The sequence below is a fragment of the Bacillus sp. TH19 genome, assembly GCF_016651075.1.
Taxonomy (GTDB): domain Bacteria; phylum Bacillota; class Bacilli; order Bacillales; family Bacillaceae_G; genus Bacillus_A; species Bacillus_A mycoides.
In genome coordinates this window covers 795,304-821,086 of record NZ_JAEKEO010000007.1, presented here as the reverse complement: position 1 = coordinate 821,086, position 25,783 = coordinate 795,304, and the positions used below count along the sequence as shown (strand labels likewise).

32 protein-coding genes are annotated in these 25,783 nt (G+C 35.4%); 16 read left to right on the top strand and 16 right to left on the bottom strand.

The features are described 5' to 3' along the window. Positions 1-37: 37 nt before the first annotated feature. Entirely contained in the window at positions 38-2,065 is a 2,028-nt protein-coding gene (locus JFU54_RS07950; protein ID WP_201064162.1) for a catalase, read from the top strand. A 21-nt stretch (positions 2,066-2,086) separates the two neighbouring features. Next, the gene (locus tag JFU54_RS07945; protein ID WP_201064160.1) at positions 2,087-2,896 is read left to right on the top strand and encodes an alpha/beta fold hydrolase; all 810 of its coding nucleotides are present in this window, start codon (positions 2,087-2,089) and stop codon (positions 2,894-2,896) included. A gap of 49 nt (positions 2,897-2,945) precedes the next feature. Here JFU54_RS07945 and JFU54_RS07940 read toward each other — a convergent pair whose 3' ends face one another. Both JFU54_RS07940 and JFU54_RS07935 read right to left on the bottom strand, forming a co-directional pair. Further along, positions 2,946-3,194: a hypothetical protein gene (locus JFU54_RS07940; protein ID WP_227590928.1), complete on the bottom strand. Its 249-nt coding sequence runs from the start codon at positions 3,192-3,194 to the stop codon at positions 2,946-2,948. 187 nt (positions 3,195-3,381) lie between these two features. Next, on the bottom strand, positions 3,382-5,448 hold the full coding sequence (locus JFU54_RS07935) for an LTA synthase family protein (RefSeq protein ID WP_201064159.1): 2,067 nt from the start codon (positions 5,446-5,448) through the stop codon (positions 3,382-3,384). Positions 5,449-5,739: 291 nt separating this feature from the next. On the opposite strand from JFU54_RS07935, the gene JFU54_RS07930 reads away from it, so the two are divergent. Continuing rightward, entirely contained in the window at positions 5,740-6,993 is a 1,254-nt protein-coding gene (locus JFU54_RS07930) for a glycosyltransferase family 39 protein (RefSeq protein WP_012261866.1), read from the top strand. A gap of 43 nt (positions 6,994-7,036) precedes the next feature. Here JFU54_RS07930 and JFU54_RS07925 read toward each other — a convergent pair whose 3' ends face one another. From JFU54_RS07925 to JFU54_RS07915, 3 genes are all read right to left on the bottom strand, one after another. Further along, on the bottom strand, positions 7,037-7,642 hold the full coding sequence (locus tag JFU54_RS07925; RefSeq protein ID WP_201064158.1) for a YwbE family protein: 606 nt from the start codon (positions 7,640-7,642) through the stop codon (positions 7,037-7,039). A gap of 193 nt (positions 7,643-7,835) precedes the next feature. Next, positions 7,836-8,066, bottom strand: coding sequence for a hypothetical protein (locus JFU54_RS07920; protein WP_002034470.1), 231 nt, complete (start codon positions 8,064-8,066; stop codon positions 7,836-7,838). An 11-nt stretch (positions 8,067-8,077) separates the two neighbouring features. Then, complete coding sequence (locus JFU54_RS07915) at positions 8,078-8,374, bottom strand: DUF3986 family protein (protein ID WP_002034469.1); 297 nt, start codon at positions 8,372-8,374, stop codon at positions 8,078-8,080. Between the two features lie 120 nt (positions 8,375-8,494). Between JFU54_RS07915 and JFU54_RS07910 the strand changes: the two genes are divergently transcribed. The 3 genes from JFU54_RS07910 to JFU54_RS07900 are packed head-to-tail and all read left to right on the top strand — an operon-like array spanning position 8,495 to position 11,077. Beyond that, complete coding sequence (locus tag JFU54_RS07910) at positions 8,495-9,502, top strand: ABC transporter substrate-binding protein (RefSeq protein WP_201064157.1); 1,008 nt, start codon at positions 8,495-8,497, stop codon at positions 9,500-9,502. Positions 9,503-9,513: 11 nt separating this feature from the next. Beyond that, the gene (locus tag JFU54_RS07905) at positions 9,514-10,278 is read left to right on the top strand and encodes an ABC transporter ATP-binding protein (RefSeq protein ID WP_002034467.1); all 765 of its coding nucleotides are present in this window, start codon (positions 9,514-9,516) and stop codon (positions 10,276-10,278) included. Then, positions 10,271-11,077 carry an ABC transporter permease gene (locus tag JFU54_RS07900; protein WP_201064156.1) on the top strand — a complete coding sequence of 269 codons (807 nt, stop codon included), beginning with the start codon at positions 10,271-10,273 and terminating at the stop codon, positions 11,075-11,077. Before JFU54_RS07905 ends, JFU54_RS07900 begins: the two co-directional genes overlap by 8 nt. A 34-nt stretch (positions 11,078-11,111) precedes the next feature. Here JFU54_RS07900 and JFU54_RS07895 read toward each other — a convergent pair whose 3' ends face one another. Together JFU54_RS07895 and JFU54_RS07890 are read right to left on the bottom strand one after the other, a co-directional pair. Next, positions 11,112-11,339, bottom strand: coding sequence for a hypothetical protein (locus JFU54_RS07895; RefSeq protein ID WP_002129567.1), 228 nt, complete (start codon positions 11,337-11,339; stop codon positions 11,112-11,114). 226 nt (positions 11,340-11,565) lie between these two features. After that, the gene (locus JFU54_RS07890; RefSeq protein ID WP_016102904.1) at positions 11,566-12,684 is read right to left on the bottom strand and encodes a hypothetical protein; all 1,119 of its coding nucleotides are present in this window, start codon (positions 12,682-12,684) and stop codon (positions 11,566-11,568) included. 93 nt (positions 12,685-12,777) lie between these two features. Between JFU54_RS07890 and JFU54_RS07885 the strand changes: the two genes are divergently transcribed. Beyond that, positions 12,778-13,452, top strand: a complete 675-nt coding sequence (locus JFU54_RS07885) for an HAD family hydrolase (RefSeq protein WP_012261870.1) — start codon at positions 12,778-12,780, stop codon at positions 13,450-13,452. 108 nt (positions 13,453-13,560) lie between these two features. On the opposite strand, the gene JFU54_RS07880 is transcribed toward JFU54_RS07885, so the two are convergent. The 3 genes from JFU54_RS07880 to JFU54_RS07870 all read right to left on the bottom strand — a co-directional run bounded on the left by JFU54_RS07880 (position 13,561) and on the right by JFU54_RS07870 (position 15,091). Then, complete coding sequence (locus JFU54_RS07880; protein WP_201053234.1) at positions 13,561-14,097, bottom strand: DUF3267 domain-containing protein; 537 nt, start codon at positions 14,095-14,097, stop codon at positions 13,561-13,563. Between the two features lie 112 nt (positions 14,098-14,209). Continuing rightward, entirely contained in the window at positions 14,210-14,689 is a 480-nt protein-coding gene (gene mutTA / locus JFU54_RS07875; protein WP_002015736.1) for an antimutator 8-oxo-(dGTP/GTP)ase, read from the bottom strand. Positions 14,690-14,773: 84 nt separating this feature from the next. Further along, complete coding sequence (locus tag JFU54_RS07870) at positions 14,774-15,091, bottom strand: hypothetical protein (RefSeq protein ID WP_002089150.1); 318 nt, start codon at positions 15,089-15,091, stop codon at positions 14,774-14,776. Positions 15,092-15,174: 83 nt separating this feature from the next. On the opposite strand from JFU54_RS07870, the gene ytzI reads away from it, so the two are divergent. From ytzI to JFU54_RS07850, 4 genes are read left to right on the top strand one after another with little or no spacing between them, the layout of a single operon-like run. After that, positions 15,175-15,324, top strand: coding sequence for a YtzI protein (gene ytzI, locus JFU54_RS07865; RefSeq protein ID WP_012261873.1), 150 nt, complete (start codon positions 15,175-15,177; stop codon positions 15,322-15,324). A gap of 1 nt (position 15,325) precedes the next feature. Further along, positions 15,326-15,556, top strand: a complete 231-nt coding sequence (locus tag JFU54_RS07860) for a YczI family protein (protein WP_012261874.1) — start codon at positions 15,326-15,328, stop codon at positions 15,554-15,556. Positions 15,557-15,570: 14 nt separating this feature from the next. Beyond that, complete coding sequence (locus JFU54_RS07855; RefSeq protein ID WP_012261875.1) at positions 15,571-15,801, top strand: DUF3953 domain-containing protein; 231 nt, start codon at positions 15,571-15,573, stop codon at positions 15,799-15,801. 24 nt (positions 15,802-15,825) lie between these two features. Beyond that, entirely contained in the window at positions 15,826-16,056 is a 231-nt protein-coding gene (locus JFU54_RS07850) for a YczI family protein (RefSeq protein WP_040963128.1), read from the top strand. A gap of 65 nt (positions 16,057-16,121) precedes the next feature. Here the strand turns inward: JFU54_RS07850 and luxS are convergent, their stop codons facing one another. Beyond that, on the bottom strand, positions 16,122-16,595 hold the full coding sequence (gene luxS, locus JFU54_RS07845) for an S-ribosylhomocysteine lyase LuxS (RefSeq protein ID WP_001141371.1): 474 nt from the start codon (positions 16,593-16,595) through the stop codon (positions 16,122-16,124). A gap of 128 nt (positions 16,596-16,723) precedes the next feature. Between luxS and yidD the strand changes: the two genes are divergently transcribed. After that, a complete protein-coding gene (gene yidD, locus JFU54_RS07840; protein WP_002112460.1) occupies positions 16,724-16,960 on the top strand; it encodes a membrane protein insertion efficiency factor YidD in 237 nt (78 codons plus the stop codon). Here yidD and JFU54_RS07835 read toward each other — a convergent pair. Then, a complete protein-coding gene (locus JFU54_RS07835; protein ID WP_002015742.1) occupies positions 16,957-17,520 on the bottom strand; it encodes a beta-class carbonic anhydrase in 564 nt (187 codons plus the stop codon). The genes yidD and JFU54_RS07835 overlap by 4 nt on opposite strands. Positions 17,521-17,744: 224 nt before the next feature. On the opposite strand from JFU54_RS07835, the gene cydA reads away from it, so the two are divergent. After that, positions 17,745-19,094, top strand: coding sequence for a cytochrome ubiquinol oxidase subunit I (gene cydA / locus JFU54_RS07830; RefSeq protein WP_201064155.1), 1,350 nt, complete (start codon positions 17,745-17,747; stop codon positions 19,092-19,094). Next, the gene (cydB, locus tag JFU54_RS07825; protein WP_201064150.1) at positions 19,084-20,112 is read left to right on the top strand and encodes a cytochrome d ubiquinol oxidase subunit II; all 1,029 of its coding nucleotides are present in this window, start codon (positions 19,084-19,086) and stop codon (positions 20,110-20,112) included. The genes cydA and cydB overlap by 11 nt, the downstream gene beginning before the upstream one ends. Before the next feature lie 169 nt (positions 20,113-20,281). Here the strand turns inward: cydB and JFU54_RS07820 are convergent, their stop codons facing one another. Further along, the gene (locus tag JFU54_RS07820) at positions 20,282-20,515 is read right to left on the bottom strand and encodes a spore germination protein (RefSeq protein WP_002015747.1); all 234 of its coding nucleotides are present in this window, start codon (positions 20,513-20,515) and stop codon (positions 20,282-20,284) included. Between the two features lie 711 nt (positions 20,516-21,226). Here JFU54_RS07820 and JFU54_RS07815 point away from each other — a divergent pair. Next, the gene (locus JFU54_RS07815; protein ID WP_201064149.1) at positions 21,227-22,261 is read left to right on the top strand and encodes a YdcF family protein; all 1,035 of its coding nucleotides are present in this window, start codon (positions 21,227-21,229) and stop codon (positions 22,259-22,261) included. Positions 22,262-22,463: 202 nt separating this feature from the next. Then, on the top strand, positions 22,464-23,336 hold the full coding sequence (locus JFU54_RS07810) for a YitT family protein (protein WP_033709525.1): 873 nt from the start codon (positions 22,464-22,466) through the stop codon (positions 23,334-23,336). A gap of 606 nt (positions 23,337-23,942) precedes the next feature. On the opposite strand, the gene JFU54_RS07805 is transcribed toward JFU54_RS07810, so the two are convergent. The 3 genes from JFU54_RS07805 to JFU54_RS07795 are packed head-to-tail and all read right to left on the bottom strand — an operon-like array spanning position 23,943 to position 25,707. After that, on the bottom strand, positions 23,943-24,761 hold the full coding sequence (locus JFU54_RS07805) for a DUF4247 domain-containing protein (RefSeq protein ID WP_002129590.1): 819 nt from the start codon (positions 24,759-24,761) through the stop codon (positions 23,943-23,945). Positions 24,762-24,774: 13 nt separating this feature from the next. Then, the gene (locus JFU54_RS07800) at positions 24,775-25,281 is read right to left on the bottom strand and encodes a DUF4178 domain-containing protein (protein ID WP_002015752.1); all 507 of its coding nucleotides are present in this window, start codon (positions 25,279-25,281) and stop codon (positions 24,775-24,777) included. A 21-nt stretch (positions 25,282-25,302) separates the two neighbouring features. Next, the gene (locus JFU54_RS07795) at positions 25,303-25,707 is read right to left on the bottom strand and encodes a DUF350 domain-containing protein (RefSeq protein ID WP_002089172.1); all 405 of its coding nucleotides are present in this window, start codon (positions 25,705-25,707) and stop codon (positions 25,303-25,305) included. Positions 25,708-25,783: the final 76 nt, after the last annotated feature.

Below are 25,783 nucleotides of genomic sequence, written 5' to 3'. Positions count from 1 at the left end.
ATGAACAATAATACGTATAATATGGGAGGTGCTTTATATGGACGGTCGTGAAAATAAGAAGATAGAACAGTTACAATCCTTTACGAAAAACAATGAAGGAAAAGAGATGACAACGAATACGGGTGTCAAAATTTCAAATGATGAAAACTCTTTAACCGCCGGCGATCGTGGTCCTACACTTTTAGAAGATTTCCTGATGCGAGAAAAACTCGCTCATTTTGACCGTGAACGAATTCCTGAAAGAGTCGTTCATGCCCGCGGTTACGGAGCACATGGTGTTTTTGAGCTATATGATTCTTTAGAAGACTTAACAATGGCTCATTTTTTACAAGACCCATCTAAAAAGACACCTATTTTTATTCGTTTTTCTGAAGTTGCTGGATCAAAAGGTGCAAATGAAACGAACCGAGATGTACGAGGATTCGCTGTTAAGTTTTATACAGAGGAAGGAAATTTCGATTTAGTGGGTAATAACATTCCGATTTTCTTCATTCAAGATGGTATTAAATTTCCGGATCTTATTCATGCTCTTAAACCAGAGCCACATAATGAGATTCCCCAAGGACAAACAGCACACGATACTTTTTGGGACTTTATCGCCAATAATCAAGAATCAGCTGCGATGATGATGTGGATTATGTCGGATCGCGCAATTCCGAGAAGTTTTCGAATGATGCAAGGGTTCGGCGTTCATACATTTCGTTTAGTTAATACGCACGGAAAGTCACGATTCGTAAAATTCCACTGGAAGCCAAAGCTTGGCGTTCACTCGTTAATTTGGGATGAAGCTCAAAAACTAGGCGGCGCTGATCCAGATTATCATCGCCGTGATTTATGGGAAAATATTAATGCCGGAAACTACCCTGAGTACGAACTTGGCGTTCAAATTTTAGAAGAAGAGGATGAATTTAAATACGATTTCGATATATTAGATGCAACAAAGATTTGGCCGGAAGAAGACTTCCCTGTTAAGATCATCGGAAAAATGACGTTAAACCGAAACGTTGATAACGTATTTGCGGAAACAGAACAAGTCGCACTGCACCCTGGAAGCATCGTCCGCGGTATCGATTTTACAAATGATCCTCTCTTACAAGGTAGACTATTTTCTTATACAGATACACAATTAGCACGCGTCGGTACAAACTATCAAGAGTTACCGATTAATCGTCCGGTATGTCCTTTTCATAACAATCAAAGAGATGGTGCGTCTAAATATATAATTGATAAAGGAAAAGTCGCTTACCATAATAACTCTTTAGCTAATAACTCTCCCTTTACTGTACCTGGTACGAAAGGCGGTTTCGTTACATATCCTTCTACTGTTTCTGGACATAAAACAAGAGAAACAGCCGCTAGTTTTAAAGACCATTTCTCACAAGCCCGTTTATTTTGGAATAGTATGAGCCACGTCGAAAGAATCCATATTATGCAGGCCTTTTCCTTTGAATTAGGAAAAGTAAAAAGTAAATCAGTTTGCCAACAAGTCGTAGGTATGATTGGTCATATAAGTACAGAATTAGCTACTTTAGTAGCTGAAGCAGTCGGGGCAACAGTGCCAAATGTTCAAGAATCAAATGTTACAAAATCCTCACCAGCACTAAGTATGGAACATACAACATTCAGCCCAAATACATTACGAGTAGGCGTCATTGTCGCAAACGGATATGACGGTCAAAACGCACAATATATTATAAATCAATTCAAACAAGCCGGTCTTCAGCCCGTTATTATTTCCGAACGATTAGGTTTTGTGCAAGGCTCTCAAAATGGACAGTGGGAAGTGAATGATACTTTCTTAACAGGATCACCACTTCTTTATGATGGGCTACTTCTTATTGGCGGAAATATTAATGATCATTTTCTTAACAAAGCAAGTTCATTTGTCGTAGAATCGTATAATCACTTTAAGCCAATTGGCGCTTTCCAAAATGGAACTACTATTGTTCAATCTTTAAACATCGAAGGAAAACCTGGCGTTATAACAGAACAAAATCCTACCTTACTTGCGAATGAATTTATTCAGGCAATGACAAAACAGCGATTTTGGGAAAGAGCCTATTAAAATACATGAGGAGGATACGTCATGTTCGTTACAGTGGAAAAAGATGTACACATTTTTGTTGAGGATATTAACCCAGGCCCTGGAAATAAACCTGTCTTCTTCGTTCATGGCTGGCCTTTAAATCATCAAATGTACCAATATCAATTTAATATCTTACCACAACATGGTTTCCGCTGCATCGCCATGGATATACGAGGAAACGGACAGTCTGATAAACCATGGACTGGTTACACTTATGATCGTTTAGCTGATGATATCGCAATTGTATTAGATGCACTTCAAATAGAAAATGCTACGTTAGTCGGCTTCTCAGTCGGTGGCGCTCTCTCTATTCGGTATATGTCACGATATAATGGGCGTCGTATTTCCAAACTTGCATTAGTGGATGCTGTCTCTCCTTCTTTCGTGAAAAACCAAGAATCCCCTTACGGCGTACCGAAAGAACAAGCAGATGCTCTGATTGCTCAAATGTATGTAAATTTACCTAAGTTTCTAAGTGATGTATCTTTATCATTTTTTAATAGAAACTTAGGAGCTGCCACGTTAGAATGGTTTTCCTATCTCGGTATGCAGTCCGCTTCTTATGCTCTCATCAAAATTTTGCAAGCCGCTGCAAACGAAGACGTAACGAAGGACTTAAGTAAAATTAACGTCCCAACAAAAATATTCCACGGTGTTCACGACCAACTCATCCCTTATAAAAGTGCTGAGCTAACAAAAGAGCGAATTAAAAACTCTGAACTATATCCTCTTACAAATAGTGGCCACGGCTCTCCAATCGATCAAGCGGATGAATTAAATAAGGAACTGATAAAATTTTTAAATTCATAGTTCCTTTACAGTAAAAAAAGAATTTGCCCTTACGGCAAATTCTTTTTTCTTAACTACCTTTTGCACGAGCAAATTCCACATATGACTTATTCTTCTCTTCCATTAAAAATAAAACGATAATGCGGAAAAAATGAAGAGTTGGAACAATTGTCATACAAAGAATAGATAAAAAATAAACACGCTCATCGTTAAACGCATAAATACTAACCACTCGAAATCCTGTTTGTTTATAAATCCACACAACAAATAATTGTAAACTAAAAACTAATAATAAATCTGGAACTGATTCTATTAAAATTAAACAAATTGTCCAATTATATAATAGATGAAAAATTCACATACTTCTCACAAATCAATTATTAAAACGATTCTATTTTACTTTATACTAAATGTACAAGTAATACTCCCTAAACCTAGCTTGTCTGGTTACCCCGTTAAATACTATGAAAAAAGAACTTGTATCGTATACAAGTTCTTTTTTTCGCTTATTTAAATAATATATCCTTACTATATTGCTTTCCGGCGAGTAAGTCATATTGAATAAGCTCATATTGCTTTAGCATTTCTTTTTGTTTTTCTGTTAAAATTTTTATTGCTTTTCCGTCTTTTCCTATCCTCAATTCGTCACGAAGTACAGGAATTTCTTCATATAACTTCGATAAAAATTGATAGAATGGTACCTTATTTAATCCAGCATAATCAAAGACAAGATTTGAAAAATAAATTGGACTTACTAAACCTAAATTGTCATTTGGTATATCAAAATTTGCATACATTAATAACGGCGTTTGCGCCATCGCTAATCGTTCACTTGGCGTTTTTTCATTCGTTATATACCCATTCTCTTTATAAAGAGATTTATTTGTTCCTAGCGACGGAAGATGGTCCCCAAAGAATACTAATAATGTAGGTCTATCTAAATTATCTAGCTCCTCTATTAAATATTGAAGAGCTTCATCTGAACGTCTTAAACCTTCTGTATAAGTCTCTAATTCAGCCTTCGATTCTTCATTTTCTAATCCACTAATCTCGATTTGATTTTCGCCAAATCTTCCTTCTGTAAATGGAAAATGATTTTGCATCGTAACTGCATGAATAAAAGTAGGTTGTTTTTGCTTCTCTAATTCAGCTATTATCTCTTTACTCATAGATAAATCACTAATATAGTCTCCATCAACTTCTACATTTTTCATCGTATCTTGTGCATTAAACTTATCAAATCCTAACACTTTATATACATCATCACGTTTAAAGAATGAGCGACCGAACGAATGAATAGCGCTTGTGTAATACCCCTCTTTTTTCAGCGCTCGAGGAATAGATGGAACTTCTATCTGACTTGTAACGGCTTGCTGATATGGTATAGATCCTGGCTTTAACAAACTCATTGAATAACTCGTTAACGCCTCAAATTCAACGTTCGCAGTATTTCCTCCAAATGTAGGAGAAATAGTTTGTCCACCAGGAAAATTTTCTATATAATGATGCAAATTCGGTAAAGGATCTTCACTAAAGGACAGGTTCGTTAACTTCGTTGGATCCCAAAACGATTCACTCATTACAAAAATAATATTCGGTTTCTCTTTTTGCTTCTGCGCCCCTATATTGCTACTATATTGTTTCTTTATATCGTTTGCTATTTGAAGCATATTTTCTTTTGAATAATCTTTCGGCTTTTCAATGACTGTCGTATCTAAATTACTTATAAATCCTAGCACAAAACCATTTGAAGCATAATTTTCATTTTGATCCCACAAAACGAACTCTATACCCGACTTTTGAAACCATTTATTTATAAACGTATTCGTAAAATTACCATACACATATAAAATAAAAACGGATCCTATTATAAATAGAACTCGTACGCCTGCATGAACTTTTACATTTTGAATGTACTTCCTCACATACATACCCGCCAAAATACAGACAACAACACTTACAATAACAAGAAGAATATAACCCCAACTAAAATAATCCATCACCATTGGTATAACAGATTGCATATGTCCAATCTGTGTAAAATCAGAAGGATATAGTGGGTCTCCCCTAAAAACAATTTTGAAGTGATTTACAATAGCCAAAATGATTAGCAAAATGCTTGCCAAAATAGTACTCAAAAAAACTTTCCCAAGCACGTTATACACCAAAACATATATCGCATAAATTACAATTAAACTAAATATAAACTGTGCGTTATAATTGTAAATCCAATTCAGTGTATTTACGAGATTCATATTATTTTGCGTGAAAATAAAAAGCAAAGTAACCACATGCGCTACTAAAAACATTCTAATATAAATCCGAATAATCGGTTTAAATTTATTAACAATATCTTTATTCAAATGCGCAACATACAATAGTACAATCCACATCAAAATTGTCATTATACTTAAGACAATTTTTTGATTTAACATATCTTTCATCGTATCTAAACTAAAATATTTTAAAATCAAAAAAAGTGTGGGTATTACATATAGGGTTACTAGGCCACTTAACATCGCTGAAATTAATATACTTCTTCTTGGCTGATGAAATGAAAAATCACACCTCAATTCATTCCCTCTTTTCTGTTTATTAATTTCACCCCGCACCGTAAAAACAGTTTCTATTAAGATAACATACTTCATGCATTTCGTCTTCACACTGGATTCTACTATAACTGTAGTTTCTTAATTCTCCCTTAATCAACAGTTAATTTTTGGAATACCAACTATTCATTCTTAAAAAACTAACTTCCTTCATTCCACTTTATGATATAATAACTATGTTTTGGAAAACCTTAATACTAATAGGGTTTTATCATGAAAATACGAAAGAAACAATAAAAAAGGAGATGCTCATTTTTGCTAAATAAGTTTAAAAATCTACCTAAAGCGGTATATGCAATTTTGGCGCTTTCTTTCCTACTGCACGTTTTTTGTCTAGTAAAACAGCCAGGATTAGATGGAGAGTTAGTCAAAGTAACATATGGTGCAAATGATGCCTTTAACTATTCGTTAACAGCTGAACAATTATTAAAACATGGTGTATTTGGCTATGTTTATTTAGAACCTAGTGAAGTGCCTGGAAAAAATGCATACATCACACCAGGTCAGCCGCTATTATTAGCTGGTGCTATGATTATTTCTGATGTTACATCACTTCCTTACTATTACGTAGCAACTGTTATTAATATGATACTAAACCTTTGCACAGTGTTATTAGTATTCTTAATAGGGAAAGAGTTATTTGAAAAGAATATTTATGGAATTGTTGCGAGTATTTTATATGCTATTTATCCAAGTAACTATACATACTTCCGTACATTACTAACAGAAGTTCCTTCAATATTCTTATTATCGTTAAGCGTGTATGTATTTGTTCTCGCATGGAAATACAATAAAACAAAATTCCATATATGGTTTGGAATTGTCGTTTCCATTTTACTTATGTTCCGCCCAAATCCAGCTCCAATGATGCTCATTCCTGTTCTTGTCGTCTTATTCACATATGGATTTAAAGACTCAATTCGAATTGGATTATTATGGTTCATTGGCCCGTTCTTTATTATCGGTGCCTGGGTTGTTCGTAACTATTTAGCGTTCAATCAATTTATCTTATTCTCAACCCAAGGTGCAGACCCATTAATTGCCGGTGCAGATCCATTTAACAAAATTGGCTATGAAAATGTAGTTAACCAAATGAAAGCCCAGGGCTTAGATGATAAAAATGCATACGCAAAAGATTTAATCAAAAATGGATTTAAAACGGACTTCACATATTGGTTCTCTTGGTTCACTGTCGGTAAAACAATTGAGTTATTCAAAACAGCTCCTGCTGTAGACCAATACCGTATTCATAACTTTATACAAATGTGTCATAGAGTCTTTATCATCGGTACATTCTTGAGCAGTTTCTGCTTCATGCTAAATTCATTTAAGCATAAGCGCGTTATGATGCTAGTAGCAAGTTCTGTTATTTACATCATCTTCTCAAACTTATTCTTAGCAATTAATCGCTACGGATTTTTCATTAACCCTCTTATGTGCTTAATTCTTGCATACGGGTTAGTTTACGCTGTGCAGAAGCTTCCATTTTTCCGCACTAGCCAAGCATAATAAAAAAAGAGGTCGTCCAAAAATGGACGACCTCTTTTTTTATTTATCCAACACTTTGAACACGGCCAATTTGTCCATCTTGTAATCGAACCTTAATTCCGTACGGATGTGTTTCCGTGTTTGTTAAAATATCTTTCACAACACCGCTCACTGTTTTACTATAATCTTTATCTAATTGAATAACTACATGTGAACCAACCGAAATTTGTGATCTTGTCGGTTTACCACCTGTTGCTTCTGTTGCTTCTGTTGTTTTTTCTTGTTTTTGTGTTCTCTCTTGTTGTGCAGACTGTTGTTGCTGAATCTTCTGTTGCTCTTCTTGCTTACGTTTTTCTTGCTCTACTCTTTGCTGCTCTTCTTGCTTACGTTTTTCTTCCTCTACCCTTTGCTGCTCTTCTTGCTTACGTTTTTCTTCTACTCTTTGCTGCTCTTCTTGCTTACGTTTTTCTTCTACTCTTTGCTGCTCTTCTTGCTTACGTTTTTCTTCCTCTGCTTTTTGCTGCTCTTCTACCTTCTTATCTTCTTCAACTTTCTTCTCATCTATTTTCTGTTCTTCCGATGCTTTCAGCTTTTCCTCTTCATCTTTACAAGCTGTTAAAACCACTACACATAAGCTCATAAGCAAAAATAATAATAATTTCTTTAACATTAAAAAATCCTCCTATATATACATTACAAATAATGACCTTTAATAGAATAACAAATATGTATAAACCCCTTTGTCGTAATTTGTCGTATACATTGGATTTTCCATGTAACACTACATGCTACAAATAGAAAAGAACCTGTCATATGACAGGTTCTTTTCGTTATTTATTAGGATACGATGATTAGCATGTTTACTATACAAGAGGAAGCATCCATATTTTCCATATGATACTTACGATTACTATAAGTACAAAATCAAACAAATCTAATCTCGGACCCTTTTTCATAGTCATGTCTAGCCACATATGAATCCATTTCATTTCCTTATATTTATGAATATTTTTCTTTGCGAATCGGTAAGTGAGCACTTGCATGATGTAAATTCCAATTACACAAATAAGCAATAAGATGAGAAATTCAAACACAAAATTCCTCCCTATTTTTGAAGCGTTCTTTCTACTATATGGTTCTTCAAAACCCATTCCTCAAACTGAGCACTTCCAAACTCCCAGCTCAAATCACGAGCATGTACAGAAAAAACGTAATAACCAGCATATTCGTCCATAAACCGACCTGTCTCTATCTCCTCTTTCTGAAGACCGTATACTCCAAAATTAAAATACACATCCCACACGTCTTCATGCTTCCTCTTATAAGCAATCGATTCCATATCACATTCAGTTCCGAAATAATCAAGATGTAAATGTACGCTATCATCGTATTCGTAATCCATTTTATCACCCCTTATATTTGTACTTCTTTATTACCCGAAAAATTCCTGCTATCTATACTCACATATGGGCACTTACCTACATATTATGCTTGTAGATTGACTTCTAGGAGGTGTCATATAGTGAAAAAATTAATAACCGTTTTTTGCATCATGTTACTAGCTGTTTTCACATTCGCTGCTTGTAGTAGTACAAAGGAAAGTACGAAAGAACAAGCTCAAAAAATTCGCGTTGGCGAAGTTACACACTCTCTTTTCTACGCACCATTATATGTTGGAATTGAAAAAGGATTTTTTAAAGATGAAGGTTTAAATATTGACTTACAAACAACAGCTGGCGGAGATAAAGCGATGACCGCCCTTTTATCTGGCGGAATTGATATTGCTCTCGTTGGTTCAGAAACGTCTATTTATGTTCATCAACAAGGAGCAAAAGATCCTGTCATTAATTTTGCGCAGCTTACACAAACAGATGGCACATTTTTAGTTTCCCGTAAAAAATTAGACTCTTTTAATTGGAACGACGTAAAAGGCGTTACGTTTTTAGGACAGCGTAAAGGCGGCATGCCGCAAATGGTTGGTGAATACGTTTTAAAGAAAAATGGCATTGACCCTCGCAAAGATACGAACTTAATTCAAAATATCGAGTTTGCTAATATTGCAAATGCCTTTGCATCTGGTACGGGAGAATTTGTACAGCTCTTTGAACCGACTGCAAGTATACTTGAAAAAGAAGGAAAAGGTTATATCGTCGCGTCTTTCGGAGCTGAATCTGGTACTGTCCCTTATACAACGTTTATGGCAAAAGAAAGTTTCTTAAAGAAAGATAAAGCTGCTGCAGAAAAATTCACGCGCGCACTATATAAGGCGCAGCAATGGGTTGATACACATAGTCCAGAAGAGATTGCCGATGCCGTTTCACCACTATTTAAAGACACTTCAAAAGACATTTCAGTAAAAGTAATTGAACGCTACAAAAAACAACATTCATATGCGACAAATCCATTATTAGATGATGTAGAATGGAAACAACTCCAAACGATTATGAAAGAATCTGGTGAATTACAAAAAGAAGTTCCACATGAAGCGCTCGTCAATACAAAAATTGCCGAAAGCGTTATTAAGAAATAGAGGCGAAGTGTATGAGCTTTTTACAAATACGTAACGTTTCTCACTGCTTTTTTGCAAAAGAAAATGCCAAACTTATTCTTGAAGATATGAGTTTGCAAGTAGAAGAAGGCGAATTTATTTCAATCCTTGGTCCAAGTGGTTGCGGAAAAACAACGCTCCTCTCCATCATCGCAGGGCTACTTGATCCAATTGAAGGTATCGTATTTTTAGATGGTGAACCGATTACAACTAAGACCCCCTCTATGGGCTATATGCTCCAGCAAGATTACTTGTTTCCGTGGAAAACAATTGAAGAAAATATTATGCTCGGACTTCATATTCGGAAGGTTTATGATGAAAATACGAAAGAACATACATTAAAGCTTTTAAAACAAGTCGGCCTATATGATATAGAACAGCAATACCCTCGTGAACTATCCGGTGGTATGCGCCAACGTGCTGCACTCGTTCGAACATTAGCGACCGACCCAAAAATTTTATTGTTAGATGAACCATTTTCCGCTCTTGATTATCAAACAAAATTAAAACTAGAAGATCTCGTCTTCACATTACTACGTAACTATAAGAAAACATCCCTACTTGTGACACATGATATTGAAGAAGCAATTGCGATGAGTGATCGTATTTATTTACTGCAGGCGAACCCTGGAAAAATCGCAAAAACATTCATCGTTCCAGAAAGTATCCGTTCCTTATCGCCGTTAGAAGCACGCCACCACCATGACTTTCCATCCCTCTTCCAAGAAATATGGAAGGAGCTGGAACGACTTGGATAATATAAAACAACTACATGAACAGTTTCGAAAAAAAGAAAGACAACATGCATGGTTAGCTCGCTCTTTACAACTTGTACTTCTTGTTCTTTTCTTTGCAATATGGGAAATAGCTAGTAAAAAAGAATGGATTGATCCTTTACTCTTTAGCTCTCCTTCAAGTATTTGGGATCTCTTTTTAACGAAATGGATTGACGGTTCACTTTGGGTCCACATATGGACGACATTACTTGAAACAGGAGTAGGCTTCATTCTCGGAACTGTTCTCGGAGCTATTATTGCTACTCTCCTTTGGTGGATGCCACTTTTGTCCCGCGTACTTGATCCTTATCTCGTCGTCCTAAATGCAATGCCAAAAGTTGCACTCGGTCCAATCATCATTGTTATTTTCGGTCCAAATATTTCATCCTCTATCGCAATGGGGGTAATCATCTCCATCATCATTACCATTCTCGTTATTTACAGCGCATTTCAAGAAGTCGATTCCAACTATATTAAGGTCATGGACACATTTGGCGCAAATAAATGGCAATGCTATAAGCACGTTATTCTCCCTTCATCTTTCCCTGCAATTATTTCAACGTTAAAAGTGAATGTTGGCTTATCATGGGTCGGTGTTATTTTCGGGGAACTCCTCGTTTCTAAACAAGGACTTGGCTATTTAATTAGCTACGGATTCCAAGTCTTTAACTTCACACTCGTCTTGCTCAGTGTAATGCTCACTTGCGTCCTCGCAACTCTTATGTATGTATTTGTCGAGGCATTTGAAAAACTCCTTATTGGAAAACGAAAAAAAAGCTGACTTAGAGCGATATGCTAGAGTCAGCTTCTTTCTTCTACCTTTTATCACACATTTTCGAATCATCTGCAATATTCCCATTAGCAACCGTAACTGTATGGAAACAATCTTTCACACGCACCGTAACGACATTATCTTTTCGATCAATAATATGATAATCATTAAACTCTTTATTTAATGCACTACGAATTTGCTCCCCTTCAAAAATCGGAAAACCGTGAGACATTACCCAAATGAGACCAGCAACAGCAAGAATCGTTTTCATACGTTTCATTACCTCCTCGAGAGTAAACTTATAGCCCCTATACTATGCGCATTATAATTGTGTCTAATTTGTGACGTTTTTATACTAATTCTATTTTAATGATTCAGTTCCTTCTTCTTTTTTAAAAAAAGACAGAATTTTCAATTTTATCAACATAAAGAAACGCAAAGAACTATAATTCTTCACGTTTTCCCTTGGCTAAAATATATCGAACACATAATTCGCATTAGTGTCCACTTGGTTGTTCTATCGTTTTCGAAACATCATATAATCCCGCTAACACTTCCGCTCTCATTTTTACAAGCTCGGGGAATTGATAGAAGAAGATAATTTTTTTATATTTTAATTCTGTTCCTTCTTTCACCTTTTTTGAATCTTGTAAAATAAACGCTGTAAATGTATCCGCAATATCCTCTGCCACATTTGTCGTCCCATACAGTGAAACAAACTCACCATGCTTTTCCTTAAAAAATTCAATTTGAGCTTCTTCGCTTTCTTCCACTTTCTTTTCTGTCCACTCCTGGTCAATTGGTTTCCAGAAAGAATTATAAAATTGATTTATATAAGAGCTCTCCTTCGCACATCCTTCTTGTAAGAAAAGAGATTTACATTTATTTTGGTATGATGAAATATCTTTATCTTCTTCAAAAGCCTTTAAGTACTTTTCATTTACTGGTATTTGTTTATGTCCCAGCGTTAATACGTGAGCCGTCTCATGTATTAATGTTTTCATCACTTGATCGATATTTACTGCAGAATCAAGCGTATCTAAACTAATGGTCCACTCTTTCGGATACTCCATACTCGGCATAACATGAGCCACAATTCCATCGTATCCATCTGTTACCATATCAAACTCTTTTATGTCAGTGCGATACTTAGCAGGAATAAGCGTGCTATACATCTCCCATAACGATTCATGATAATCCCTATCTTGACGTTGCTTTAATACTTCTTCTTTCGCGTCCTTATCCTCCGCAAAAGCCTTATTCAATCGTTTGCGATCTAGTTTATCGAAATAAGGATCTACAATTTCATCACCATCGATATAATAAGAAGCTAAAAAGAAATAATTTTCATCATCCTTTTTTTTCATTTCTGCTTCTTTCATATCGTTACTTGAATGTCCTTCTAAATCATAATCCTCTAGTACTTCAAGTTCTGAAAGTCCATCTATCTTTTTATATACTTTTTGAAGTGTTTTATCACCTATTTGTGTGCATTCTTCTGTCGTTTCGCACACATCTTTTTTCTCTCTTTTCGAAGTTTGCTCCGACATATCACATCCAGCTACTAAGCCCGTTGAAATCATAAAACACATTAACTTGCCATACAGTTTCTTCATACGCACCTCCATTATTCCATTCTACAAAAATATCATAATCATTTTTTAACGAATATGCGATAATTAATTATAAAAGCTGTATGGAGGTTTCCCATGATTCGAGCAATCTTATTTGACTTAGATGGAACACTATTAGATCGTCGCCAATCTCTAGAGCAATTTATTCGCGATCAATATAATCGCTTCGCCTTTCATTTGATAAACATAGAAAAATTCGAGTATTGCTCTCGTTTTCTCGAACTCGACAATAATGGTTACACGTGGAAAGATAAGGTATATTCCACTCTCCTTTGCGAATACAACATTACCACTTTAACGCAAGAGCAACTGCTGCACGACTACATTACAAACTTCCAACATCATTGTATTCCTTTCCAAAACATGCATGAATTACTTCAACAACTAACTCAGCGAAACATTAAAATTGGTATTATTACAAACGGCTTTACTAAATTTCAGATGAGCACCCTTCGAGCACTAAACATACATACGTATACAAACACAATTTTCATTTCAGAAGCAGAAGGAATTAAAAAACCACATCCTGAGATTTTCGAACGAGCTTTGCAAAAGCTAAACGTAAAAGCAGAAGAATGCCTTTACGTTGGAGACCATCCAGAAAATGACGTAATAGGAGCTGAACAAATAGGCATTCTTGGCGTTTGGAAGAGAGATTCATTTTGGGGTGACTTTGAACATTCACGTGTCGTGGATGATTTGTTGGAGGTTCTTTCATTTTTAGGGGCGGAGAGAAAAACAAGACGCTAGTAAATGAAATTTCACTTTATCAGCGATTCGACAAGGAACATCGGCTTACCGACAAAAGCTGACAAACAAAAAAGAGGCCATTTTTCAAAAACGCCTCCTCTTCCTTTATTATTCATATACTGTAAACTGCGGTTTACTCGGATGATCTTTAACTAGCGCATCATCTGGAAACTTTGAAACTTTTTTATATAAAGCAATGTCACCGATACAACCTGCTGTTAATAGAATCCCTAAAAATGAGAGTGGCTCCAGATTCATAGCTAATCCCAATACAATTGGTAAAATTCCAGTTGGTAAAAACGGAAGCATTAACACTGTCTTCATTTGCTTTACTGTAATCACCTGTTTAGAATGAGCATATGCAGCACCTAATTTCCAATTGACGCCCCATTTTAGTTCACTCCACGGAACATCTCCGATATAACGAAATCCAATTAAATGTATTGCCTCATGAATACAAACGAGAATAATCATTCCAATAATCAAAAGAAACATAATCGGCAATGTAATTTCAATTTGAAACTCGCCTGAAAAAAGCGCATGTAAATAACCAATTCCAATCGCCAGAGCGAATATTATAAAAAATGAATAAACATTTAATTTAACCATTGAAACAGAGACAGTTGTTTCTTTTCTGTTATCCACCTTTTCACCTCCTAAAATGTAAATATACTTTTACGAAATTGTATAATATACCCAAAATAATGTAAAGATATGTTTACATTTATTCTTGAACACAAAAAAGAAACCGGCCACTTTACTTCGTAAAACAGCCGATTTCTTCTATATGTTTCATCGTACGCGCTAATACATCATCGCGCATAATAAAGCTAAATTTTCTATCAGTTTTAATATTATCAGGAATGTCTTTTAATAAAACAGACCCTTTCGTTTCTTCGTAATGCGTATGTTGCTCTACCGCACTAATTGTTGCAAAATAAATGTTTTTAATGATTATTTTGTCTTTTCCGGATACTTTGTATTGCCCTAAGTAAGTTAAATCAGAAACTATGCCGCCGGTTTCCTCATGAACTTCTCGAACTGCCGCTTCTTCCGGTGTTTCCCCGAGTTCTACTTTACCACCTGGAAATTCAAGACCACGGCGTAAATGATGCGTTAATAACCATTGATCCCCGTACCGGCATACAACCCAAACATGCTTTGGCTCAGGAGAAAATGGGTAACGTTCAAACGATAATTGTACAGTGTTGTGGTAATAATCTTTAAATTTGTACATGCCATTACTCCCCTATTGATGATTACAAGTTTTTCCTACCACAAATTGTAGCATATTCTCGCTTTTCTGCATAATATTATCCAATTACAATCCATTGATTATTCCCATTTGTGCGACTAATTCTTTCGTTTCATGATTCCCTAGATCATAAATCATTTTATATGCTTTTTGTAGTTGTTCATCATATCGATCATTATTCGAATCGTGATGATACTCAACGAATGGAACGTGGGAGCGTACATACGAACCTAAGTCCTCTTCATACGCTTGATCAAAATACTCTCTTAACTCCGTAATCTCTTCGTCATTTGCATAAATTTCAAAATTATACGTATCCGCCGTCTTCACTTGCGAAATTTGACCATTTCCAACTGATATATAATATGTTTTTTTATTCTCCATGTAACACCCTTCTTTCATCCTTTTAATTTCTATTGTTTTCATCAATTACAAAATTATGTAAAATAAAGAAAAGGAGGGATTTCATGCTCAAAATATTAATTATCGGCATTATAATCGTACTGATCATATTAGTACTCTCCGTTATGACGATTAATAAAGGCTACGCATATAAACATTCTGTTGATAAGCCCGAAGATAACCCTTACTCGAAAAATAATAAGGAGGAATCATAGTATGCTTCGTATACTTCGCATCGCACTCGCACTCACTGTGATAATTATGTCGGCAATTGGGCTCTATACAGGTCAAAATAACTTTCTACCACTTTCACAATTTCTATTAGGAGCTTTAATGTTTCTCATCGCAATTGAGCAAATAAAAAAGAAGGATTCAGGAACCGGATTTATTTGCATTGTTGCTGGAGCATTCTCTTGGATTGTTCTCATCATTACATACATAAAATAGAAGGAGGATTCTTTATGCTAAAAGGAGTTCGAATTACTTTTTCACTTATCGCTTTATCTATAGCAATCTATGGTTTTATTACCGGAAATAGAGGAATTATGCCTTATATGTTTATCTTTTTAGGCGGTATGGCTTTCATTGTAAGTATAGAGGAAATGATGGAACATAAAAAAGTAAGTAGTACACTCGTTTTTTTAGTCGGTGCAGCAGTTTTATATCTAGGTATCTCAGAAATACTTCGTTAATTTGTCTATTTAAAGGAGGATTATATGTTAAAAAACATTCGAATTATAATAGCTACTATTGCCCTCATTCTCGCTCTACTTAACCTCTTTGCAAACCTCCCTATGCTGTTACCATTCGTATTTATCCTTTTAAGTATTATGTTTATCCTTTTTGGAATCGATGAAATAAAAGAGCAGCAAAAAGCAAAAGCATTTGTTTATTTTCTTGGTTCTGCCTTTATTTTATATGTTGGGGTGTCTAGTATGCTTTCATAAAAAGAAGAGCAAGTTTTCTCTTAACAAAATAAAAAAAACTGCCCTTTCACAGGCAGTTTTTCTTTCTATCCAAATACTTTCTCAAGTTCATCTTTATCTTGGCTTAACCAGAAGTTCATTAAGCGTTGTGCTCCTTCTAAGTCGTGAAGCTTCGCTTGACCACATTGTGTTTCATTTGCAGCTGGAATTTCTGTAATTTGAACCGCATCTTTTAATGTTAGTTCTAATAAATCAATAATTTCTCGAACCGTTGGTGTTCCGCTTACTACAAGATAATATCCTGTTTGGCAGCCCATTGGTGAAATATCGATAATATCAAAATGCGGATAACGATCAATATATTTACGTAAATTAAATGCTAATAAATGTTCTAACGTATGAATAACATCTGGTTTCATTGCTTGTTTATTCGGTTGGCAAAAACGAATATCAAATTTATTTACAATACCGTCGCTACCTACATTGTGGACTCCGCAATGTCTTACATAAGGCGCCTTTACAATCGTATGGTCTAATTCAAAGCTTTCTACTGATGGCATACAACATCTCTCCCGCTTTTAATTTAATTCCGTTATATCCAATATGATATAACGGAAATGCACATTAGTAAAGTATTATGTACTGTCGTGCTATAATACTTTAAGACTATGCTGAAAAGGAGACCATTATGAAACAGATTTTTATCGGTATTATACGCTTTTATCAAAAGTTCATTTCTCCGATGACACCGCCAACGTGCCGCTTTCATCCGACTTGCTCTCATTATGGATTAGAAGCGTTTCAAAAACACGGTGCCTTCAAAGGATTTTGGCTTACATGTAAGCGTATATTAAAATGTCACCCTTTCCATCCAGGAGGATTTGATCCTGTCCCAGATAAAAAGGATGACAAAGTAAATTCTTAATTGTCGTAACCATTTACAACTAAATCTAATTTTCCTGTGTCAGGATCTATAACAAGACCGTGAACAGGTACTTCTTCCGGAAGTAACGGATGGTTGCGGAGTATTGACACACTATGTTCTACACTTTCTTCTACACTAGAGAACCCTTGTAAGAATCTTTCTAAATCGATTCCAGAATAACGAAGTGTATCTAATTTCTCTTCTGTTACGCCGCGCTCTTTCATTTTTTCAATTGTACTGCTTGCTTGAATTTTTGCCATACCACAATCATGATGACCGACAACACATACTTCATCAGCTCCAAGCTCATATACAGCGACTAAAATACTACGCATAATACTTCCGAATGGATGTGAAATAACAGCGCCTGCTACTTTAATAATTTTCACATCACCGTTACGCATATTCATTGCTTTCGGTAATAATTCAACAAGACGAGTATCCATACAAGAGATAATTACCATTTTTTTATTTGGAAATTTTCCTGTTTCATACTCTTCGTATTTTTTCTCTTCAACGAATTTTTCATTGTATTGTAAAATCTCTTCTAATGACTTCATAGTAAAGAACCCTCTTTTCTCTCATTTACATTACATATGTAGTGTACCAAAATTTGAAAAACTCAAAAAGGATATTGCTTTATAGTAAAAATAGGATTTTTTCAGATAATCGACATAATTCTTTCAAAATATACACACACCTTTGTAACAAGTCTCACATACTTTAAACGTTTTTTCACTATAAACTGATTGTAGATAATGTAAAAAAGGAGTGAATATTTATTATGTCCGACGTTCTGTTACTAAGTCGTTTTCAATTTGCAATTACTATTTTTTATCACTTTTTATTTGTACCTTTGACAATCGGACTTGTTATTTTAGTAGCATGTATGGAAACTCAATACGCCCGCACATTGAATCCAACATACCGCAAAATGGCAAATTTCTGGGGAAAACTTTTTACAATTAACTTCGTAATGGGGATTATAACTGGGATTACGATGGAATTCCAATTTGGAACAAACTGGTCTGAGTACTCCAAATATATGGGGGATATTTTCGGATCACCTCTCGCAATCGAAGCACTCGTTGCCTTCTTCTTAGAATCTACTTTCATGGGAATATGGTTATTCGGTAAAGACAAAATCTCACCAAAATTCCGTGCTTTCTGTATGTGGATGGTTGCACTTGGAACAAATATTTCTGCCCTTTGGATTATTACTGCAAACGGATTCATGCAAAATCCTGTTGGGTATGTAGTACGTAACGGCCGCGCTGAATTAAATGACTTCTGGGCACTTGTTACAAATCCATATGCATGGAATATGTTCTTCCATACTGTAATTGGTTGTTATATTGTCGGTGCTTTCTTCGTTATGGCAATTAGTGCATATCACTTACTACGTAAAAATGAAGTGGAATTCTTCAAAAAATCATTTAAGTTTGGTTTAATGTTAGGGTTATTCGCAGCAACAATTACACCATTTATGGGCCATCAATCTGGTGTATCAGCGGCTAAGTATCAACCAGCAAAAGGAGCTGCGATGGAAGCAGTTTGGGACACTGGAAAAGGACAAGGTTTCTCAATCATTCAAATTCCTGATGTAAAAAATGAAAAGAACTTTGAACTACTTACAATTCCAAAACTCGGCAGTTTCTTCTATACAAACTCATTTGATGGAGAAATTGTTGGTTTAAAAGATATTCCGAAAGAAGATCGTCCAAATGTTAACCTCGTGTACTATAGCTTCCGCTTAATGGTTGCACTTGGCATGTTCTTTATGGCATTAACTTGGTACGGTTTCTATTTAAACCGTAAAGGAAAGCTAGAAAACTCAAAACGCTATTTAAAAATTACAATGTGGTCTGTTTTACTTCCATATATCGCAATTAACGCTGGCTGGATTGTCGCTGAAGTAGGTCGTCAACCGTGGACAGTTTATAAACTAATGCGTACAGCAGAATCCGTGTCACCTATATCAGTTCCACAAATTTGGTTCTCATTAATTAGTTTAATATTGTTCTACACTTTACTCTTAATTGCAGACGTATACTTAATGCTGAAGTTCGCGAAAAAAGGACCCGCTGTATTAGAAGAACCTGCTACTGAAGGAGGTACAGCTCATGTCTCATGATATGCTTGCAATCATCTGGTTCGGTTTATGGGGCGTAATTTGGACAGTTTACTTCATTCTTGATGGATACGCACTCGGTAACGGAATGATTTTCCCATTCGTTGCGAAAGACCGACAAGAACGAAATCAATTACAAGAAGCTATCGGCCCGTTCTGGGGTGGTAATGAAGTATGGTTAATTACAGCTGGTGGTGCAACATTTGCTGCCTTTCCAGTCACATATGCAAATATGTTTAGCTACCTATATACACCACTATTTTTAGTATTACTTGCACTATTTGCTCGTGCCGCTGGACTTGAATTTATGCATAAAGACGATTCACCAATTTGGCAAAAAACTTGTAAATGGGCATTTACAATTGGTAGTTTCCTAATCGCCTTCTTATTCGGTGTTACATTCGCTAACCTGTATTACGGGCTGCAAATCGGAAAAGATGGTTATGAAGGAACTTTACTTAGCTTACTAAACCATTATGGTATTTTAGGTGGTCTTTTCTTCACTGCTATATTCGTCGTATCTGGTGCCCTTTGGATTATGATTAAAACAACTGGCGAAGTATCTGATCGTGCTTATAAAATCGCAAGACCATTTTCAATGGCAGCTGCTATCATTTTAGCTATCTTCTATGTCGCAACTGCAAATCGTACAAATTTATTCCAAAACTTCACGGAATATCCTGTACTATTCATTCTTCCAGTACTTGCAATGTTAATGAGTGTACTCACACTTATTATGGTGTACAAACATAAAATCGGCCTTGCATTCACATTCGTTTGCTTAACAATCGCAATGTTTATGACAACTGGTTTTACAGGTATGTTCCCGAGAATGTTACCATCACGTATTAACGACGCATACAGTACAACGTTATATAACGCAGCTGGTAGTCAATTAAACTTAAAAATTATGTTCTTCGTTGCAATCGTCATGGTACCAATCGTTATTGGATATCAGCTTTGGAGCTACAGCATATTTAAAAATAAAATTCATAAAGACTCTGCTAAAGGATATCACTAAAATAAAAAAGACACTTCGAGCGAAGTGTCTTTTTTATTTTACGTATGATTTTCGATAAGATGTTACATTTCTAATCTAACAACTATGATAAAGAAGAATCACTAACAGCTCACAACTAAATTGTATCACAGGGCAAGCACATCATTTTATGCAATTTTACATATAAAAATTATAACGTAGATTGAATTACTTGGTCATACACATCGTTATCCGTTACATCTGCCGTACTAATACCACTGAATGTCCTCACATTTAGTCCCGTATTTGAAGATCCTGATCCGTTATAGGCTTTCGTTTTTTCAATCGGATGTACGTTATATTTATCACCTAAGTTAATTGTCCCATTACAGTTCTCAATAATAACCCCTTCCACAATAGCTGGCATTTTATCACCTACTTTCATTTCGTTACTTTTATTTTATGAACATCGCCTACAAAAATAGCATGTTTCAATAAGAAAAAGCACTCAAATTGAGTGCTTTTTCTCTAAGCATTAATGGCAAGTTTGGAGACAGTTGACTTTTTCAAAAATTTATTAGGGGTAATATTTTGAAAAAGAAAGCCTTTCATATGTAGCTTAACATCGCTGGAATATATAGTAAATTGATAATGTTTATACGGAAGATTGCTAATGTTTAGTATAGATATTTTCCACTATATCAACAGTGATAACTATCTACACTAAACAACAAAAAGGCGCCTTTTAAAAAGACGCCCTTTCCCCTGTTTATATAAACCCCATCCGCTTTTCGTAAACACACACTAGAAAACAGAATCATGAATTGTTACAAGATTGTTAGGTACAAAAAGAGTAGAGGCTAATGTTTGTATACAATTCTGCTTTATAGCATGTATCCACAATTTATATTTTAATCCTCTTTCATTAAAAAGGAACAAAATATGCAAAATTACATATTTCAAAGAAAAAGACACTCTACAGAGTGCCCTCTAAACCATTTTACTTTTAACATATCACTTTGAATATATTTTACCATATTTAACTATATCGGTTGTTGAGAAAATTCAAAATCGTTATTTTTTTATCAACATCTTCAAAATCATGTAATATTAAGGATGCAATAAAACATTATAAAAATTGAGGTGTACTATATTTATGTATTTTGGAATTATTCCTCTTATATTGTTTATTATTTTTCTTATCTCTTACTTAAAAGATCCACGGAAAATAATAAATGGCTTTTTATTTAATGCCTTTTTCTGTTCATTTCTATTCTTTTGTGCTATAGCCTCATATGCGTCTGGTAATAACAATTTACATTTTATCGTTCTTATTCCTATACTAGCGTTAATTGTAATGATACCTTTTGCTATAGTCGCTTTAATGTTTGGACTATTTCTTAATGCAAAAATTTTAATGCAGAGAGAAGGACGACGCTTCACAAATTCTTTAACTTTAATCGCAGCTTTAGGGATTTTATTCCTTATAATGCTCTCTATCATAAATCCAGCAAGTTTATTCTCTGCACATTTTCAATTTATTTTTGCTGCGATTTCTCTTATAACTATGTATTTCTTTATACATTTATCTAACTTCTTAAGCGCTTATTTTCTATACCAATTCAATAGACCGAGACGTAATCAAGATTTCATCATCGTTCTTGGTAGCGGCTTAATTAATGACAAAGTGCCACCCTTACTTGCAAGTCGCATTAATAAAGCAATCGACCTTTATTGGAAGCAAGCCGCTGTGAATACACCACCAACAATCATTTTCTCTGGTGGGCAAGGGCCTGATGAAGGTCTTCCGGAAGCAGAAGCGATGCAAAATTACGCTGTTGAAAAAGGAATTCCGATTGAACATACGGTACAAGAAAATCGTTCTGTAAACACATATCAAAACATGTCGTTCTCTAAAGAAATTATGGATTCTTTAAAACCAGAAGGTAAGTATAAAAGTATTTTTACAACGAATAATTTCCATCTTTTCCGTGCTGGCATATATGCAAGACAAGCTGGTCTTAATAGCCAAGGAATCGGATCAAAAACAGCCTTTTATTACTGGCCTAATGCAATGATTCGCGAATATGTCGCAATTGTCGTTATGGGGCGTAAGCGCCATATGAAAATATGTGGAACTATTTTAGGTTTCGCTTTATTCCTAACAGTCGTTAGTTTTATACTTTCTTAACAACATCCCATCCTTTAAAAGGATGGGATTTCTTATACGAATTTCAAAAATATTTTAATGGTACTATGGTGATAATATTCCCTGCATACATCCATTAAAGGAGAATTTTTTCAAATATAATGTTAAAATGGTTGTTAGGCATGAATCGAACTGATTAGCAAACATGTAAGAAAAAGAAACTAGTTTGAAACGAGGAAATTATATGAAAAAAATGATCAAGAGTAAGCCCAATAAGCTGAAAATCGCTTCAAAAGCTTTGATGATTATTATTGGGGCATTTATCACAGCGTACGGATTAGAATCGGTATTAATTCCAAATAACGTATCAGACGGTGGTGTGACTGGTTTAAGTATCGTTAGTTCAAGATTATTTGGATTGCCATTAGGAGCTCTAATCGCAGTTATTAACATTCCTTTCGTTTGGTTAGGATATAAACAAATTGGTAAAAGTTTTGCAATTTATTCTATTATCGGGATTGCTTCATTAGCAATAGGTACCGTTGTCATGCACGGAATACCAATTATTATTGAAGGTGATACATTACTCGTTACAGTTGTTGGTGGTATTATTATCGGTTTTGGTATGGGACTAGCATTACGTAACGGCGGCGCATTAGATGGAATCGATATGCTAGCTGTATTACTTTCTCGTAAGTTACCTTTTGGAACAAGTGACCTTATTTTATTCTTAAATATGTTTGTCTTTATTTTTGTTTCAACAGTATTTGGTCTTCAAGGGGCTATCCTTTCGGCAATTGCTTACTTTATCGCTTCGAAAGTGATTCATATTGTTGAAGTTGGTTTAAGTGGTTCGAAAACATTTAAAATCATCACGAAAGAGCCTGAATTAATGGTAGAAACAATTCGCGATCGTTTAGGCCGAAGCGCAACGTATAACGAAGTATACGGTGGTTATTCAAGAGAGAAATTCAAAGAAATTTCTTGTGTAATTAACCGTTTAGAAGAAAGTAAAATGAAGGACCTGATTAATGAAATCGATCCTAATGCCTTTATTACAGTGTATGACGTAGCTGAAGTAAAGGGCGGTAACTTTAAGAAACGTGATATTCATTAATCATTATGAAAAAAGAGGGTGTGCCAAAATATTGGTACACCCTCTTTTTATTATGAAGTTGGTAAATCGATATTCCTTTTCGAATCGTTGATATATTTTGAGCTACGATAGATATAATCGAAAAACCGTTGATATATTTTACTCCCCCCATCTTCCCCCGCTTTTAATCCAATCGACGTACTTTTGAAAGGCGGGCACTTCATGCTGAAAGCGAAGCGGAACATATAGAAAGAGAGTACATGTACACAGTATCCATAGAATACCTACTATAAAGTGAAACTATAATCAGTGGGGGTTTTGTTCATCCCCCACTGATTATTAGTTGAACCAATCGGGCGTTTACGGGCAGTTGATCTCCCACCTAACTTCTTTGCTCCAGCCGAATTTTGAGGTGGGAGTTTTACTGCCCGTTAATGCGGGATAAAGTGAAATTTCATCGTTGTGCTAATAAACAAACTGAGGAATAAGACGAGGAACATAATCAAACTAAACCTTTTATATATACTCATAATAATCTCCTCCTTATAACTTAATTGTACCAGCTATAAGGAATTAATTCCCATAATAAAAAGACCGAAAAGCAAATTCCACTTTTCGGTCTCTATACTATCTTCTCTTCATAATTTTCCCTGAACCGCCAACCCTTGTTTTCGGGGGCGACGTATTCTTTGGTGGGGTTTTAATGGATGATTTCGGCTTCACATCAGATCCACTCGATCCACCCGGATTTTTCGTAATTTTCCCTTTGCTTCCGGTAGAAGGCGGTGGCGTCGTTTTACTTCCTTTTTCCGTAATACTTCCTTTATCACCTACAGATGATTTCGGATCTACATTATCGCCTCGCTTAATAATGGATCCTTTCCCTTCCTTCGTAATTGGAGGCGGGGTTTTCTTTTCCTCTTTCGTAGGTGGTCTTTCCGGGATCACCGGTTTATGATTTTGTCTGTCATTATATCCGCGATAATCACCGTATGATGATTTGCGTGAACCGAATATATCGTTTAATATACTCCCCATGATATATCCTTGTAAGAAGGATGGTTGGTAATTTTGACGGACAAATTCTTCATTGCTTATTTCAATTAACGTATCAGATGGTTTCTCTTTATCCTTTTGTAAATTATACATTTTATCAGAATAAACGAGGAACATTTGATTTTCGTCTTCTTTAGATGCTTGCTTCGGTTTCCTTTCGGCTATAAGTTCCTTTGCAACTTCAGGAACTGACCGATTGGCGGCCCTATACACGTAAGATTCTTGTTTACCATCCTTTGCGACAGACTCTAGTGGGTAACGGTCCTGAATTGACTTCGCCTGACCACTTTGACAGCCCGATAAAGCATAACCGGCAATAACAAGTAATGTAACGATAGCAAGTATAGGGATTACGAACGATTTAATCATGGTAAACAATCGGTTTGACATGATTACGCCCCCCTTATGTTGCTCTTATGATTTGTACATCAGCAGGAATAATTACTTCTCCCTCATACATCATTGTGCGACCATTTTGCCATTCAACACGTAATAATTTACGGTTATCAGATTGGAATTCCCATACGTACTGTTCTTCTGAAGCAGCAAATGGTGTTTTCCCCATAACAACAACACGTCCATTATATTGTTCTTCCATATGATACTCTATATCATCCATTTCAATCGTCGTCGGAATTTCATCGATTGAATCTAAACGACCATCAATCGGTGTATACAATTTGTAATACGTATTTTCACGGTCTTCGATTTTCAAATAACGAATATCTTTCCCATCCTGCAAAGTTAAAATAATCTCCTTGCGAGAATGCATGCTCGTTTTCCCAGTTAATTCGTACATGACTAACGAGACTTCAATCATATCGCCAGGAGCCAACGTTAAAAGACTCTTTTCTGGCTTCGGCGGCTCCGGACTCTTCATTATATTTTTAATACGTTTAAATAAACTCACAATCTACCCCTCCTTTTCTCTTTATAAACAAGCACCTAAAATAAGTGCACCAACGATATGTAATGAACCAGCTAACAACGCATGCGCTACGCTGCCTTCTTTCGTTCCTTCTTCTAAATCTAAACCAGACATTTTCTTTAACACGAACTCAATGAACATTTCTACAATTAATAAAATAACGAATGAAACTGCTGAGGCAAGAAGCGCTTGCCATAAGTCATTCGCTTTCGTTATAGATTGAGATAAAATGTACCCTTGCGCAAATAATTTCATAACGAAACGCGTTGTCACTGCTGTATTTCCATTTTTCATTTCTTTTAAATCATTGTATTTTGTAAAAATCGAATCAACCCACATAATTGCAAATAAAAGTACCGCACTCGCTCCAGTCCATACAAGCATAGCTAAAACATTCATCCACGTCATTACAAAACCTCCTCTAAAAAAGTAATAGAAAACCGACATGAATTCTCTTCAGACATGTCGGTTTCTTTGTCTATTC